The organism is Listeria sp. SHR_NRA_18 (assembly GCF_003856515.1).
GTDB lineage: Bacteria > Bacillota > Bacilli > Lactobacillales > Listeriaceae > Listeria_A > Listeria_A newyorkensis.
The window spans coordinates 112,886-126,999 of sequence record NZ_QPKR01000005.1 but is presented as its reverse complement, the minus strand read 5'-3'; the positions used below and the strand labels follow the sequence as shown (position 1 = coordinate 126,999).

17 protein-coding genes are annotated in these 14,114 nt (G+C 43.8%); 1 reads left to right on the top strand and 16 read right to left on the bottom strand.

Features of this window, described 5'->3' with window-relative positions:
* Nucleotides 1–19: 19 nt before the first annotated feature.
* On the top strand, nucleotides 20–229 hold the full coding sequence (locus DUK53_RS09200; protein ID WP_036088869.1) for an LPXTG cell wall anchor domain-containing protein: 210 nt from the start codon (nucleotides 20–22) through the stop codon (nucleotides 227–229).
* Here DUK53_RS09200 and DUK53_RS09195 read toward each other — a convergent pair.
* The 16 genes from DUK53_RS09195 to DUK53_RS09120 all read right to left on the bottom strand — a co-directional run bounded on the left by DUK53_RS09195 (nucleotide 189) and on the right by DUK53_RS09120 (nucleotide 14,113).
* The gene (locus DUK53_RS09195) at nucleotides 189–1,058 is read right to left on the bottom strand and encodes a hypothetical protein (protein WP_036129889.1); all 870 of its coding nucleotides are present in this window, start codon (nucleotides 1,056–1,058) and stop codon (nucleotides 189–191) included. The genes DUK53_RS09200 and DUK53_RS09195 overlap by 41 nt on opposite strands.
* 11 nt (nucleotides 1,059–1,069) lie before the next feature.
* Entirely contained in the window at nucleotides 1,070–1,558 is a 489-nt protein-coding gene (locus DUK53_RS09190) for a hypothetical protein (RefSeq protein WP_036129886.1), read from the bottom strand.
* Nucleotides 1,559–1,896: 338 nt separating this feature from the next.
* Complete coding sequence (locus DUK53_RS09185; RefSeq protein WP_036088866.1) at nucleotides 1,897–2,304, bottom strand: hypothetical protein; 408 nt, start codon at nucleotides 2,302–2,304, stop codon at nucleotides 1,897–1,899.
* Nucleotides 2,305–2,377: 73 nt separating this feature from the next.
* On the bottom strand, nucleotides 2,378–3,316 hold the full coding sequence (locus DUK53_RS09180; protein ID WP_036129885.1) for a transketolase family protein: 939 nt from the start codon (nucleotides 3,314–3,316) through the stop codon (nucleotides 2,378–2,380).
* A complete protein-coding gene (locus tag DUK53_RS09175) occupies nucleotides 3,313–4,155 on the bottom strand; it encodes a transketolase (RefSeq protein WP_036088864.1) in 843 nt (280 codons plus the stop codon). The genes DUK53_RS09180 and DUK53_RS09175 overlap by 4 nt, the downstream gene beginning before the upstream one ends.
* Complete coding sequence (locus DUK53_RS09170; RefSeq protein WP_036088863.1) at nucleotides 4,155–5,522, bottom strand: PTS ascorbate transporter subunit IIC; 1,368 nt, start codon at nucleotides 5,520–5,522, stop codon at nucleotides 4,155–4,157. The genes DUK53_RS09175 and DUK53_RS09170 overlap by 1 nt, the downstream gene beginning before the upstream one ends.
* A gap of 22 nt (nucleotides 5,523–5,544) precedes the next feature.
* Nucleotides 5,545–5,826, bottom strand: coding sequence for a PTS sugar transporter subunit IIB (locus tag DUK53_RS09165; RefSeq protein WP_036129882.1), 282 nt, complete (start codon nucleotides 5,824–5,826; stop codon nucleotides 5,545–5,547).
* Nucleotides 5,823–7,853 carry a BglG family transcription antiterminator gene (locus tag DUK53_RS09160; RefSeq protein ID WP_036129880.1) on the bottom strand — a complete coding sequence of 677 codons (2,031 nt, stop codon included), beginning with the start codon at nucleotides 7,851–7,853 and terminating at the stop codon, nucleotides 5,823–5,825. Before DUK53_RS09160 ends, DUK53_RS09165 begins: the two co-directional genes overlap by 4 nt.
* A 218-nt stretch (nucleotides 7,854–8,071) precedes the next feature.
* Nucleotides 8,072–9,901, bottom strand: coding sequence for an AIPR family protein (locus tag DUK53_RS09155; RefSeq protein WP_036088860.1), 1,830 nt, complete (start codon nucleotides 9,899–9,901; stop codon nucleotides 8,072–8,074).
* 154 nt (nucleotides 9,902–10,055) lie between these two features.
* Nucleotides 10,056–10,265 (bottom strand): hypothetical protein, encoded by a 210-nt coding sequence (locus DUK53_RS09150; RefSeq protein ID WP_308738477.1) that lies wholly within the window; start codon nucleotides 10,263–10,265, stop codon nucleotides 10,056–10,058.
* A gap of 1 nt (nucleotide 10,266) precedes the next feature.
* Nucleotides 10,267–10,788 (bottom strand): hypothetical protein, encoded by a 522-nt coding sequence (locus DUK53_RS09145; RefSeq protein WP_036088859.1) that lies wholly within the window; start codon nucleotides 10,786–10,788, stop codon nucleotides 10,267–10,269.
* Between the two features lie 15 nt (nucleotides 10,789–10,803).
* Entirely contained in the window at nucleotides 10,804–12,396 is a 1,593-nt protein-coding gene (locus DUK53_RS09140) for a hypothetical protein (protein ID WP_052164785.1), read from the bottom strand.
* A 16-nt stretch (nucleotides 12,397–12,412) separates the two neighbouring features.
* Nucleotides 12,413–12,757, bottom strand: coding sequence for a hypothetical protein (locus DUK53_RS09135; RefSeq protein WP_036088855.1), 345 nt, complete (start codon nucleotides 12,755–12,757; stop codon nucleotides 12,413–12,415).
* Nucleotides 12,750–13,457: a DUF5081 family protein gene (locus tag DUK53_RS09130; RefSeq protein WP_036088852.1), complete on the bottom strand. Its 708-nt coding sequence runs from the start codon at nucleotides 13,455–13,457 to the stop codon at nucleotides 12,750–12,752. The genes DUK53_RS09135 and DUK53_RS09130 overlap by 8 nt, the downstream gene beginning before the upstream one ends.
* Nucleotides 13,454–13,756 carry a WXG100 family type VII secretion target gene (locus DUK53_RS09125; RefSeq protein ID WP_036088849.1) on the bottom strand — a complete coding sequence of 101 codons (303 nt, stop codon included), beginning with the start codon at nucleotides 13,754–13,756 and terminating at the stop codon, nucleotides 13,454–13,456. The genes DUK53_RS09130 and DUK53_RS09125 overlap by 4 nt, the downstream gene beginning before the upstream one ends.
* 3 nt (nucleotides 13,757–13,759) lie before the next feature.
* The gene (locus DUK53_RS09120) at nucleotides 13,760–14,113 is read right to left on the bottom strand and encodes a hypothetical protein (protein ID WP_077917779.1); all 354 of its coding nucleotides are present in this window, start codon (nucleotides 14,111–14,113) and stop codon (nucleotides 13,760–13,762) included.
* Nucleotide 14,114 lies beyond the last annotated feature (1 nt).

The following is a 14,114-nucleotide window of genomic DNA, read 5'->3' as shown; positions in this document are numbered from 1 at the left end:
AAAATGGGAGGTTAACTACATGAAATTTTTTCAGAAAATACTTGCGGGGTTTACAATACTTTTCGTCGCATGGGCGGTTTTTTGGAAGTTTGGCCCGATTCAAACGGTGAATGCGGTCAATATGAACGAGCTGCCAAGCACTGGTGATAGCTTTTCGGTTTGGACGATTGTGATTGGCGGTATCTTGATTATCGCTGCGATTGCGTTGCTTTTACGGAAAAAATGGTAAGAAAAAAAGAAATTCGGAACCTGGTATTAGGCTTCGAATTTCTTTTTTGTGTTGCGATAATTAGAAATAGGCTGGCGAAGATGCCGAGCGTGCCGATGATTAATTTCAGCGCAACAACCGTATTTTCGTCTTGGCCGATTTGAGAGCCAATTTGAGACCCGATTTTGCGGAGTAACTGTTCTAGCCAGAGATATTCTGTGAAAAAGTTAAACGAGAGTCCGAGTAGTGGCGCCGTGATGAAGGCATTTGGTTTCCTAAATCCGAATATGATGGCGAGTAGGAAAAAAAACGCAATGCCGATTCCTAAATAAGCGTCGAATGGTGTTGTGAAGAAAAATTCTTCGCCGGATAGGACGATGACGGCTAATGTGATAGAGACGCCTAAGCCAAGTATGGCGAAAAACACGCCTGCCCAGCGCCACTTTTTCTGCCAATCGGTAGGTGGGATTGCCGGTTTTTCTGGTGTCTTGATAAAGAGATAGGTAATCCCGATGAGTGCGACTAGAAGCGTGATGAGGCGGGAGTAATCTATCAAGCCTAATTCTCCATTTTTGATCCATGGTTCGAGTTGATTTTGCCACAACATCCAGCTTTGAAAAACGCTGTAACCTAGCAAAACTAGCAAATTGGCGAGTAATATTGTTTTTTCGAGTAGTGTTAGTATGCCAAAAAGGAATAATAGGATGGTCAGGCTAAGCGTTGCCCACAGTATCCAATTCGGTTCGAAGTCGGAGCCGTTTAATGCCCAACTGTATAAAAAACTACTGAAATTTGGAAGTAATGTTGCTCCTAAAAATAACATGATAAATCCACTTACTTGTTTTTTCATTCTTCAACTCCTCAAAGCAGGTTCATTTTTTTGCCGTCCACGATGTATTCGAGCTCGGATAGACGCCAGAATTCTTCTTCTTTGTACACGTAGCGGTAGGTTGCATTAAATACGTAGTCGTCTGTCGTTCCGATTCGGAAGCCTGGATTTTCGAAGGTAAAGCGTTGGATTATCCCAATTTCTGGTTCAATCATGCCAATGTCGTCTTTTCCAGCGTCGAAATAAGGCGTGCCAATGGTTCTGCCACCTACTGTGATGTTGAAGGAGAACACGACTTTTTGCACCTGTACATCTAGGAAATTAGCGAGGACAATGTTGAAATGAATGTAATCCTCGGTGATTTCCAGACCGAATGGAAATAGTTCCATTTCCCAGCGTGCATCTCTGTTTTCGCTTAGCTGTTTGACGATTTGTTCGCTCATCGAAATATCCTCTACTGACGGAAAAGTGCTTACCATTTCTCTTTTCTGCAAATCATAAAGTGACCAATTTAGTTCCATAGTAATTCCCTCCATAAAAAATACCCTTTCTACTAGTGTACCAGAAAAAACGATTTTGAACGATTAAAACCTTAGGAAAGTGTTGAAAATATCTTTTTACTAAAAAGTATTCAGCGTGGTGACAATACTTAGTTTCTAGGCAAAAGAGAGTACCAGCGCGGAACGTACTGGGGTACGTTGACTGAAAACAGGAAGGGAGTCTTATCCCCGACCATGTGAGAAGTTATGCGAAACGCAGTGTAGAAGAGCACTGGAACGGAGCTTTTAACGTAAAGGATTACAGGTTCACTTTGTTCCCCTGCATATTGAACTTGTAACTCGCTTCACTTCGAACAATCTCAACAATGAGTGTTTGTCGCCTCGCTGAATATCTTTTTGTCGAAGAGGTATTGTAGTGTTTCACTGTGCCATGGTCTTCCGAAGACGCGCTTGCTGACGAAATACTGGGCGCGTTCGATTTGGCCTTCTTCGTTTTCGGCTTCCATCGATAATTTATGTACAAAACGTTTTTTATCGAGACGGATGGCTCGAATTTTGTCTTTTGGTAGGAAGAACATTTGTGTTTCGGATTTGCTGACGATGGAGAAGGAGAATGTGATTAATCCTACTTCCGTGAACACGAGTACGAGACTGTGCCTAGTACGCATCGACGGGCCGGCGTACATTAGTCTGTGGTAGTTGGTCGACATGCCGTTGTCCGCTAAGTATTGATCTACTTCTGTTTCGATTTGATCTTTCATTGCCATGTGTGATTCACCTCCCATTTATTTTACCACACATTTAAAAAGCTGGGCGCGGTAAATTTGCCCAGCTTCGACGTTATATCATTTTTTCTGCTTGTGTAGCGATATTTTCTGCGGTGAGTCCGTAAAATTCTTGGAGATATGGCATCAAGCCGACTTGTCCGAATTGTTCGCGCACACCTACGCGGTACAGTGGAACGGGGCAGTTTTCTCCAAGGAATTCTGCGACGGCGCTTCCGAGGCCGCCATTGACATTATGGTTTTCTGCGGTGATGACGCGACCAGTTTTTTGTACGGATTGGCGGAGCGTCTCGCCGTCTAGTGGTTTGATGGAAAACATGTCGATGACTTCTGCCGAGATGCCTGATGCTTTTAGAATTTCTGCAGCTTTCAAGCTCTCTGCGACCATGATTCCAGTAGCGCAAATCGTGATGTCCGAACCTTCTCGCAAAATTTGAGCTTTTTCAAACGTGGTGTTTTCATCATAGAGCTGCGTCGCATTTTTACGAATCGTTCGAATGTAGTGCAGGCCGCCTTTTTTATAGGCATTCTCGAGGAGCCAGCTGAATTGGACGGCGTCACTTGCTTCGGAAACGTTGGCATTCGGGACTTCGCGCATCAAACCAATATCTTCAAAAGTCATGTGCGTGCCGCCGTTATGTTCTGCGGAAACGCCCGCGTCAGAGCCAACGATTACCGCGGATAACTGCGCGTAGCCTAGCGATACGAAAACTTGGTCAAAAGCACGGCGCGTCACGAATTGGCCGAAAGAATGGATGAACGGCTTGCGTCCGAGCACACTAAGTCCCGCCGCGACGCCCATCATGTTCGCCTCCATAATGCCCACATTCACATACTGGCCTGGCAGCTCCGCTTTGAGTTTCCCCGTCGACATCGCGCTACTCAAATCAGCCTCTAGCGCAATCACATCCGGATCCGTCGCCGCCAATTTTCGAACCGTATCCGCGTAAACTTGGCGCATCTCCAGTTGGTCTTTTTCAAGTGTAAGCGTCATTGTGCCACCCCTTCCAAATCATTTTCTAATGCCAAAATTGCGTCGTCAATCGCCTGCTTATCCCCGTCATCAGGACGCAAATGATGGTTGTCCGCCTTCTCCTCGATATGCGTCACGCCCTGCCCCTTCACCGTATCCAGCACAATCGCGTACGGCTTTCCAGAACTCCTTTTTGCCGTCTGAATCGCCTCATCAATGGCCTGCGTCGAAGCACCATCCACCGTCACCGTCCGGAATCCAAACGCCGCCATCTTCGCCTCCAAATCAAGCGGATCAATAATGTCCGCCGTCAAGCCATCCAGCTGCTTCTTATTATCGTCAATCAACACGATCATGCGGTCCAGCCGGTGATGCCCGATAAACTGAAACGCCTCCCAGCACTGGCCCTCATTCAGCTCGCCATCCCCGACAATCGCGTACGTATAATTCTCGCGTCCAGCCAACATATTCCCGAACGCAATCCCGCCAGCCACCGAAATCCCCTGTCCAAGCGATCCCGTGGTCATCTCCACGCCCGGCGTCAAATTCCGATCCGGATGCGACGGCAAACGCGTGCCATTCTGATTCAACGTATACAACTCATCCTCTGCGAAAAATCCCTTCAAAAACAGCGTCGCGTAAAGCGCCGGTCCACCGTGTCCCTTCGACAAAACGAAATAATCACGATTCGCGTCCTCCGGTTTCTGCGGATCCACCGCCAAATGCTTCCCGTAAATCACCGCCAGCGCCTCCACAATCGATAAACTCCCGCCAAAGTGTCCGAATCCAAGCGCCCGCAACTCCTTCAACGTATGCAGCCGTATTTGCTTCGCAGCCACATCCAAATTTTCAGCCAACATCAAGCTTCCTCCTCTATCGCCTTATTTTTCTTCCGCTTCACGCTAAGCCCGAACATCACGGCCAGAATCACAATCAAGCTCACCACAATCGCAATCGTTCCGCCATGATTCGCGAGCACACCGAAGAAAATCCCACTCACACCAAAATCAGTATCCGAGAACGTCGAATTCGCAAAACCGAGATTTCCAAGCACCGGCATCAAGAAAACAGGCAAGAAACTGATCAAAATCCCGTTCACAAATGCCCCGAGAACCGCGCCACGCACACCGCCCGTCGCATTCCCAAACACACCAGCCGCAGCCCCCGTGAAGAAATGCGGCACAACGCCAGGCAGAATAATCACGCCACCCGTAAACGTCATGATCACCATACTCACAATACCGCCGATAAAACTCGAGAAGAACCCAATCAATACAGCATTCGGCGCATACGGATAAATAATCGGCACATCCAGCGCAGGTTTTGCATTCGGCACTAAACGCTCCGAAATCCCTTTAAACGCTGGCACAATCTCCGCCAACACCAACCGTACGCCAGATAAAATAATAAACACACCAGCCGCAAAAGTCCCCGCCTGAATCATCGCAAACACAAGATAATTCGTGCCGTCGCTCAAGTTCGCCTCCACATAACTAGGTCCAGCAAACAGCGCTACAACCACATAAATCACCATCATCGTCAGCGCAATACTCACCGTGCTATCCCGCAAGAAACCTAACCCCTTCGGAAAATTAATTTTCTCCGTCGATTTCGGATTTTTCCCAGCAACCGCCTTGCCGACCAGTCCACTCACCGCGTAACCAACCGCGCTAAAATGGCCCAGCGCCACATTATCGTTCCCCGTCAAAATGCGCATAAACGGTTGCACAATCGCCGGAGATAGCGACATGATAATCCCGAGCGCTACAGCCCCCGCCATGATCAGCGGAACCGACGTGAAGCCAGCCACCGTCATGATTACCGCCAACATACACGCCATATAAAGCGTATGATGCCCCGTCAAAAAGATATATTTAAACTTCGTGAACCGCGCAATCAAAATATTGACCATCATCCCGAAAAACATGATTAACGCCGTATTCGTCCCATATTCCGTCAAAGCAATCGCAACAATTGCCTCATTGTTCGGCACGACTCCCGTCACATGAAAAGCCGCCTTAAACATCTCTCCAAATGGCGCGAGTGATGCCGATAAAATCCCAGCCCCCGCCGAAATCACGAGGAAGCCAACAAACGTTTTCGTCGTCCCTTTTAGCGTGTCCGATAATTTTTTCCGTTGCGCGATCAGGCCGATTAACGCGATTAGCGCCACCAGAATCGCCGGTTGACTCAAAATATCCACTAACACTTTTAGAAAGTCATTCATATCTCTTACCCCTCCCCGTTTTTTAAATCAAGCCCTTTTCCCTCACGACCGCCGTTACCTTCTCGCGCAGCTCATCCATGTCGATAATACTGTCCAGCACGATCACCTCACCGAGCGATTCACCGCCCTCCGCAATGTCCTTCGCTAGGAAAAATACGTCCGCACTATCCGGAGTCGCCGAACTCAAATCCGAATGCGACACCTCCACGTCCGTCACGCCCAGCTCCTTCAACACCTGATTAATATTCATCTCCACCATAAAACTCGTACCAAGACCAGATCCACAAACCGCTAAAATTCTCATTCCTGTTCCTCTCCTTCTACTAATAAATTCGTAATCTCATCCACCGTTTCCGCCTGCTTCAACTTTTCCAAAGCCACATCATTCGTCAAAAACTTCGTCAATTGCGACAAAGCCTTCAAATGCGCCTCATTATCCACAGCCGCCAAACAAATAAAAATATCAATCGCAGGTCCCGACGCATCCACTAAATGCACCGGCGTCCGCGTCCGTAAAAACGACATCCCAATCTGATTCACACCCTTTTCCGGACGCGCATGCGGAATCGCAATCCCTTTTCCAATATGGATGTACGTCCCCATTTCCTCGACCGTTTCAATCATCGCATCCACATAATCCGTTTTTACACGATTCGCCGTCACAAGCGGTGTTGCCGCAAGCCGAATCGCCTCTTTCCAATCCAGTTTCTCATCCGTAAACTGAATCATATCCTTCGTTAATAATTCAGATAGCATTGGCGCATATCCCCTCTCTATCGACACTTTTCCGTAAATCTTATTAAATATGGCATCATATAATTTCTGTTCATCCTCAATCACCGCGTGCCGTTCAATGATTTCAAGTAACGCATCCACCGAAATATGGCGATGATCAATCGTTGGGAAATCCGCCGCAACCGCCTGAATCAAGTAGTTCTTTTCAAGCGACGTGAGCAGCGGCTGAACTAAGTACACCGGTTTTCGCGTCGGCACATACACCGTCGAAAAAATCATATCGTATCCCGACTCCGGAATATTCGCCCCATCTGCCATCCGGAACCGCAACTCCGGAAACAACTGCCGCAACTGCGATTTCAGCATCAGCGACGTACTAATCCCATTCGGGCAAACCAACAACGCCTCGAAATCCCGTCGCACCTCACGCTTCTGCTCAAAATACCCACCAAAATGAATCGTAAAATAACCAATTTCCGCCGCGCTTACGGTTTTCCCGGTCAGTTTTGCAAGCGGCAACAAAGCCTGTCTCACAAACGCGAACAATTCTGGGTGCGCCGTCTGAATTTGCTCCGTCATCGGCGCGACCAATGGCAACGAAAACACGATTCGGAAATACGCCGGCACCAGATGATCGTAAAGACTCCGCCGCAACTCGCGCTTATTATCCAGCGTCAGCAATGTCAACTTCTCAAAAGCCGCAATAATCCGGTCCGCCAAATCTAGCAACACCACATGCTCCCCAATCTCCGCCGTCCGCTGCGCCCCAATCACCTGCACCGTCACATAAAGCTGCTCCATCTCGTCCTGCATCCCGAACAACGCCGCCACAAGCGATTCCGTCACCCGAAACACCGCCTGCTGCCCGATCAACTCCCGTTCCACATCCGAAAACACAAGCCCCGCATGCTTCCCGCGACACCGCAGAAACGCCGCCAAGTAAAGCCATTCCCGCTGCCGATCCTGCACGAACTCCACCCGGTTCACCTTTTGCCAGTCAAGCAGAATCCGCTCCGTCTCGTCTAACCGCGCGCGCAGTCCCCAGCTTTCCAGCACGAATTTCAACGCGACCTCACCGAGCGGCAACACCAACAACGCATTCACACACCGCCCCGCCAGCACCCGCTTATCCCGCTCCGAACCCACCAGATGGTATCCAGAGAGCCGCGAATAAACCAGTCGCACATCCGCCTCCGCACAAAATCCCCGCACCTTCTTCACATCACTCAGCGCCGTATTCCGACTCACATGCAACACCCGCTGATAATGAAAATTCGAGATTTCCTCCTGCCGAATAAACGTATACAAATAAAGCAAATACACCCGATCCTGCTCCCCGAGAAAAAGCTCCTCCTGGCGTATAAATAACTCCGATCCTTGCAAATAAGCCTTTTTCAGCTTAGGATCAATAATAAAAACTTGATTTCGCACCTCAATTTCCGATTTTCCAACATGCCGCAAAGCCTGATTCATCTTTTCAAAATCATATTGAAACTGCCGCTCCGACAGCCCCATTTTCCGAACAAGCGCCCCGCTCGTCATTTTCTCATACCGAATAATCTGCTCAAAAAGCCGAAATGCACGTTGATCAAACATGATTGCCTCCTCCTTACTTTTCATTTTAAAGCGGTTACATAAAGATAGCTAGGTGAATTGAGTACAAAGTGTGTGTTGGGATTGGTGAATGGATTGGGTTTTTAGTGGGGTATTGTGATTATAGCAGAGGTTTTGGAGAAATGGGAAAAAGCCGAGTTCGCGGATTTAGGGTCCGGGAACTCGGCTTTAGTACTCTAACATTTTAATAAATGATCTCACTACACATTCTCAGGCATCTTCTTTGGCTCATTTAGATTTTTGTTTAAATAGTTTACTAAGATTGAAGTTGTATCCTTCCTTTCAAAAAGCTTTCTGTCTTGCAATACTTCTTCAATTTTTTCCCCATTTTGGGTTAGAGCATCGTTAATTAATGAGATTGCATCCATTATATATTTACTAGATTCTTCCTCATCCAAAAGTGCTTTTTCAATAACTTGACTATTAGTATTCGCATTTTTATTTATCCTTAAGTCAATTTGATTATCTTTGCATAAAATATATTTTAGTACCATGATAATATGCCATCTTGCCCTGATATATTTTTTCTTATTATTTTGAACAAATCGCTCTACTTTATACCAAGCTAAACCACTAACATAATATACATTTAAGAATGAAAGATCACTTTCTTCATCAAAAAGCATACCTCTTGTCTTTTTCTCCACTTTCCCATATTGTCCGGATACCTCATGTGGCAAATCTAAAAATAGAGCTGATGTTGCCTTAATTTGAGAAGGAATTGTAATAATCTTAGTTTTTTGTATGCTCTCATCTCTATATTGCTCTGTTCTACGTTCATAATATAAATCAAATTCTTTTGCCTTTCTTTTTATAGTATAATATTCTTCCAATGCTTTTTGAATAGGCGATAAAGCAGCTAGCTGCTCTGGCTTTAAAGCAGTCTGACTATTTGTTGCTCTTATTATGGCGTTTTTAGTTTCTTCATCATTAGTGGCAATAAACCTAGCAGGAATATAGATATCTTCATCAATATTAATTTTATCGAGAACCTCAAAAATAACGTTGCTGGTTTGACACCCATTTACAATTTGATAATTTACTAAAGTCAGTTCTTCCGAATTCAAGTTAACTTCATCGCTAATTATTGTAATTCCATTATTCAAAACTCCAAATAAATGCTTTGAATCTCCCATTAATTGTTCTTTCATCGTATGATTTACTTCAACCTTCTCTTTCGCCCCTAAATAATACCTAATATTATCATCAAAAATACCTTTTCGTAAAATACGTTTCCCAGAAACTTCATCTGTCAAAATATTAACAAAATCAGCTAATTTTATTAGACCAAAATAACCATTCTTAATCTTTTTAGTTGGATCTTTTGGATAAGCCACAGGAGATTTTGTCATATTAATTGAAATTTCTAAATCGGAATTAGCCTTATTTTGCAAATCCATTATTTGTTTTACACCCCAAAATTGAGGACTAGATATTTTGCTAAATAAATTCAAATCATTTAAATCAAGAAGATTTTGCTCCACGGTAGCTTCCATATGTATATCATTTAGATCAATATCTTTTGGAGCCAGACTTGCAAAAACAAGATTCAGTTCTGGTGATTTTTTAAATTTAGAAACTTTTGTATATATATATTTTGCAACTTCCCAAAACCCTTCTAATTCATTAATTTCACATTTTTCAAAATTAAAAAATCTACGAACTCCTGAGAAAAAATCATTAACTTCTTGCCGATTAAATTTTTGAGTAGTTTTTGACTGTGTAAAAAAGAAACTAACTTCAAATTTTTTAAGATCTTCAATTATCTCATCCACATCTTCAATACTTGTTACAAGTTTATCAGCAACGAAAATGGCTACTCCATCAATTCCAAATGAACTTCCAGTATCCATATCTTCGTATAATGCATTTGGATCATTTCCGTAAATATTTAAAACTAAATCATTAATATATTTTTCAAATAAAGAATGTTGATCTCTAGATTCTGTAGCGCTAATTTCATATTTATGAGAAAATCCCTCTAAATAAGATAATATAATTGGATGGGTTATATGTGTAGCATTTGACATAAAATCATCTCCCTTTCTATACTAATTTCGCAAAATATTTGAGCCTATAATAAAGAATCTCGACTCGTTCTCATTAATATTTACAACAGGAGAAGAGCTCACAAAAAACAATCCCAAGCTCTTCTCAATCACTATATTAATAAAAAGTCAGCCACTATTTCTTAGTCTCAATTATGGAATTCACACCTGCAAAGATAATATCTCGCAACACTTCATTATTATCTTTATAATTTTTTTCAACCCGAATCTTATCAAAAACTTGTTTTATTGTTCCATCAAGTAATACGGTTAATCCTTCAATTTCTTCCTCTGTTCCTTGCTTTTTGTAATTCTCATTTAAAATGGTAAGCATATCATTACTCAATTTATTTGCCCTCCTTGAATTTATCGACTTCTAATTTGTACTGTTCTGAAATTAAATTTTTACCATTTAAAATCCAATATCTTTCTCGATCGGGAATATATTCAGTAAAATCTCCATAGGTACTCTTCCAATCATTAGGTGCATAATTCTCGAATGGTAATGACTCAGGATAAGAAGATATAAATACCTTTTTATCAAAATCTATATATAGCGATGCCTGTAGCGCTAAAACTGTGTCTTCATACTTCTTATTCACTAAAAGATTTTGTAGTTCATCAGAATCTACTTGATTTTTTTCATAAGTAAACGCATACTCTTCAATAGTTGTCTCATCAACCACATGTATATTATTTCTAAAACCTAAGGCAAAGTTCATATCAAAATCATGCCCATTTTTTAAATATGCGTCACTATACTTATCGATATCTAGTATCCATGTATCTCTGTCTGTTATATACCATTTGAACACATTTTTATGCATAACACCTACAATGATGTTCTCAGCGTATTTAGGATTCAACATGTCATCTCTCCCTTCCTATTCTATTATTCTTGCAGAGTGAGCATTTTCTTCAATCCATTCAACCCAAGGTGCTGGAAACTCATAACTTACCCCTGGGGTTGTTGGGTCAACAAGTTTTGGTGCCATACCACCTTGATTTCTAGGGTTTTCAGAATACTTAAATTGATCAATTTTAGTTTCTTGAGCTAAATCATCTAATTCCTTTGGAACCTTGAACTCTATTATTTCTCCCCCTGGGCGTTTAGTATCTCTAAAATAGATAGCATGTTCTTTATCGTATGCGCTAAGATTAAGGTCCGCATCATGATTTGGTATCCGAATTGTTCCATCATCATTCAATTGTATTCTGTACTGACTTGTTTTTGTTCCTTCTCCTCCGCCCTGCACTCTGTAGTAAGAAACGGTGTCTTCTGTCTCTTTACCAATTTTAGAAACAATAGGTTGCACTGCTTCAATTACATCATCTGTGAATACAAATCCTTCTGCTACCACCCGTGGTTGCCAGAAATTTTTAATTGTATTCCCAGCATTTTTAACGGTGGTCAAGCCTTCCTGCGCCGTATTCTTCACTGTACTCGCCACATCACTTATAACTCTTGGCACATTCCGAATCCGCTCTGCGCTCTCACGCAATGCTTGTTTCCCCATCGCATCCAAATGTGACAATCCTTGCTGTGCGGTCTGTTTCAACGTCAACTTACTGCCAGCCTGTGCAGCGTCCAACGCCAGACCTCCAGCTTTTGTCGCCGTGCTAAACGCGCGGATTCCTTTCACGCCTGGAATAATGTCCAACAACGCAAACGCCCCACGTGTCGCGCGCTCGGTCCCGTCCATTTCGCGTCCAGTCATCCAGTCTTTCCCGGTCGCGGCGCTGCTCAATTCTAGTGTACCATATGCTATGCCGAGTGCCAAACCTGCGGGTGGACACACAATGCTCACGCCGATAATCACAATCGCTGCTCCAATATCGCGCCATAATTCAAGATTCTGTTGGCCGTCCCGAATCGAATCATACTCAAACGCGTGCGAACTCGATACCGCCGACTGATATTGCTCGTATGTAAACTCCTGATCCGGATTCTGTTTACTATACTCCGCAAATTGGGCTTTTAAATTGTCTGCAAAAAAGTTGTCGCCTGCCATGATGTCGCTTAGCTTAATCTTATCTTTTGGCACAGTAGTTGTCGTCGCACCGTAACTGCCATAATCGTATCCGCCTGTTGTTATAATCGTCGTCGCGCCAATCGTATTCTTCGTCTCGTAATCGTCAATCGACAAATTTTCCATCTTTTCGACGAACTTATCAATGTCCTTATAAAATGGCTCGTCAATCACGCGTTCCACCATATTTCCGGCATCGCCTGCATAATCATGGAGTACTTCTATTTTCTCGAATAAGGTTTGATATTTACTCTCCATATCCGTGAAAGAAAACGAAATCACGCCGTCGCGATCGTCTTTTCGAATATCATTTTGCGCATCTTCGAAATTAGTATTGATTTTCTTCAATTGATCGATGACACCTTTTCCCCAAACACCCAGACCGACAAGTGTTCCCAAGGCATTTTTGGATTTATCCCATTCACTTTCTTTATATTTCACATCCATCTTCCGCGCCTCCTCCCTACTCTGGCAAGTCTAGTTTCGTATAGAATTCTTGGCCCAGCGACTCGTCTTGCTCCACCATCGCATTGATGGTATACGCGACCAAACCCGCAATTTGCGCATAATTATCATACAAATCCATCGCTTTTTTGTTCGCTTTATCGTAAACTTCCAGCGCTTTCTTAGCCTTGCCCTCTTCATAAAACTTGATGGAAGCAATGGACTTTGTTGATTCTTCCAGTTTCTCAAGCTCAACACTAATTTTTTGAATCTTGTTATGAATCGCTGAAATCTCATCCACACTAATCGATATATCCGCGGCACCGCCACCAGCACCTGCCCCATCCGTTGCTACATTAGCCATGTTGCGCCACCTCCTTGTAAGGGAATTCCATTTCGTCAAATACGAGTTTCATCAACCAGTATTGGCTCGCTTGCTGGTATTGCTGGCGTGCGACATCTAGTGAAATCAGTTTGTCGCCGTATAAGAAAAATAGCCAGTTTTGATAGAAGCTTGGTTCGGTCATTTCGGCTGGATATTTGTCTAAATAAAAAACTTCGAAATTGAAAACGGGTTCGCTTAGTTCCATCGCCTTGATCTCGTTTTTTTCTTGGTTGGTGAGTTCGGTAGTAAGAAAGGTTTTCTCGTCGGCGCCTGGTTCGCGTGCGATTAGCGGGAAACCGTCGTATAGTACTTTTAATGCGTGTGCTTTAGATAGAACGAGTAAGCGGTAGTATTTGTTTTTCTCGGCTTCGATGATGAGGACGACTTCTTCGGTGTTGTCTTCTTGGAACGAGAACATAATGTTGTTGCAGCGTACGTATTTCTTGCTTCGGTGGTACGCGGATAGTTTGTTGATAACGAAGGCGCCACTTTTTGTGACAGCGCCTTCTGGGGTTAGGATTTCTTTTGCGATGAGTTGTTGCTGGGCGTATGCCATTGGGTCGTCGTCGCGCAAAAGGAATACTTCTTTGCCGGGAAAGCCGAATAAAACTTTGCCATCCGTTGCGGCAAGAAGGAGATACATTTCTTCGAGGCTAAAATAGTCATTGGGATTTATCATAAATTCTTGACCTCCCGCACTTTGGATTCGCTGTCGTAGGCTTCGATGTAGTTTTCCAGGTTTTCCAGCGCCTTTGTCTGTTCTTTCATGGCGGATTTCACATCTTTATGGTATTGAACGATGATATCCAAGTAGGCGACGAATGCTTTCTTGGACTTGCCTTTCCACGTGACGCTATTGACGTAATCCTTTAATTTCGTGGCATCATCATAACTAGTTTTTAAGGCTTTGTCGATATCATTTGCTATCTTCTTAGCTTCTCCAACATTATCGCCGTGTATCGTGACTTTATCGGCCATTGGTCATACCTCCTTTGCTGCTGCATCTCGGTAATGCACGTATCGTTCGTACGCCTTATCGCGCGCTGCTGTTAAACTAGAACGCTCGTCGCTCGCGTCATTAATATAGCCTTCTAGCATTGTTGTCAGTTCCCCTCGCTTGGTGTCAAAATGCTTAGATGGAATGGTGGTACCATCAAAACCTGGATGCGCGCTTTTGTAGGAGGAAAGCGAACTTCTCGCTTCCCCTATTAATTTGTCGTGTTCGCTAATCGCATCTTTTAGCCGATCGTGGAGCCGGTCATAATCATCGCGTTTCTTCTCCAATTCTGATGAGCCAATGTCTATTGTTAAATCTCCAAATCCAAATCTAGCCAAT

What these genes read in the sequence shown, in the direction of transcription:
- DUK53_RS09200 (WP_036088869.1), top strand. Translation starts at nt 20, where the DNA reads ATGAAATTTTTTCAGAAAATACTTGCGGGGTTTACAATACTTTTCGTC.
- DUK53_RS09195 (WP_036129889.1), bottom strand. Translation starts at nt 1,058, where the DNA reads ATGAAAAAACAAGTAAGTGGATTTATCATGTTATTTTTAGGAGCAACA.
- DUK53_RS09190 (WP_036129886.1), bottom strand. Translation starts at nt 1,558, where the DNA reads ATGGAACTAAATTGGTCACTTTATGATTTGCAGAAAAGAGAAATGGTA.
- DUK53_RS09185 (WP_036088866.1), bottom strand. Translation starts at nt 2,304, where the DNA reads ATGGCAATGAAAGATCAAATCGAAACAGAAGTAGATCAATACTTAGCG.
- DUK53_RS09180 (WP_036129885.1), bottom strand. Translation starts at nt 3,316, where the DNA reads ATGACGCTTACACTTGAAAAAGACCAACTGGAGATGCGCCAAGTTTAC.
- DUK53_RS09175 (WP_036088864.1), bottom strand. Translation starts at nt 4,155, where the DNA reads ATGTTGGCTGAAAATTTGGATGTGGCTGCGAAGCAAATACGGCTGCAT.
- DUK53_RS09170 (WP_036088863.1), bottom strand. Translation starts at nt 5,522, where the DNA reads ATGAATGACTTTCTAAAAGTGTTAGTGGATATTTTGAGTCAACCGGCG.
- DUK53_RS09165 (WP_036129882.1), bottom strand. Translation starts at nt 5,826, where the DNA reads ATGAGAATTTTAGCGGTTTGTGGATCTGGTCTTGGTACGAGTTTTATG.
- DUK53_RS09160 (WP_036129880.1), bottom strand. Translation starts at nt 7,853, where the DNA reads ATGTTTGATCAACGTGCATTTCGGCTTTTTGAGCAGATTATTCGGTAT.
- DUK53_RS09155 (WP_036088860.1), bottom strand. Translation starts at nt 9,901, where the DNA reads ATGTCAAATGCTACACATATAACCCATCCAATTATATTATCTTATTTA.
- DUK53_RS09145 (WP_036088859.1), bottom strand. Translation starts at nt 10,788, where the DNA reads ATGTTGAATCCTAAATACGCTGAGAACATCATTGTAGGTGTTATGCAT.
- DUK53_RS09140 (WP_052164785.1), bottom strand. Translation starts at nt 12,396, where the DNA reads ATGGATGTGAAATATAAAGAAAGTGAATGGGATAAATCCAAAAATGCC.
- DUK53_RS09135 (WP_036088855.1), bottom strand. Translation starts at nt 12,757, where the DNA reads ATGGCTAATGTAGCAACGGATGGGGCAGGTGCTGGTGGCGGTGCCGCG.
- DUK53_RS09130 (WP_036088852.1), bottom strand. Translation starts at nt 13,457, where the DNA reads ATGATAAATCCCAATGACTATTTTAGCCTCGAAGAAATGTATCTCCTT.
- DUK53_RS09125 (WP_036088849.1), bottom strand. Translation starts at nt 13,756, where the DNA reads ATGGCCGATAAAGTCACGATACACGGCGATAATGTTGGAGAAGCTAAG.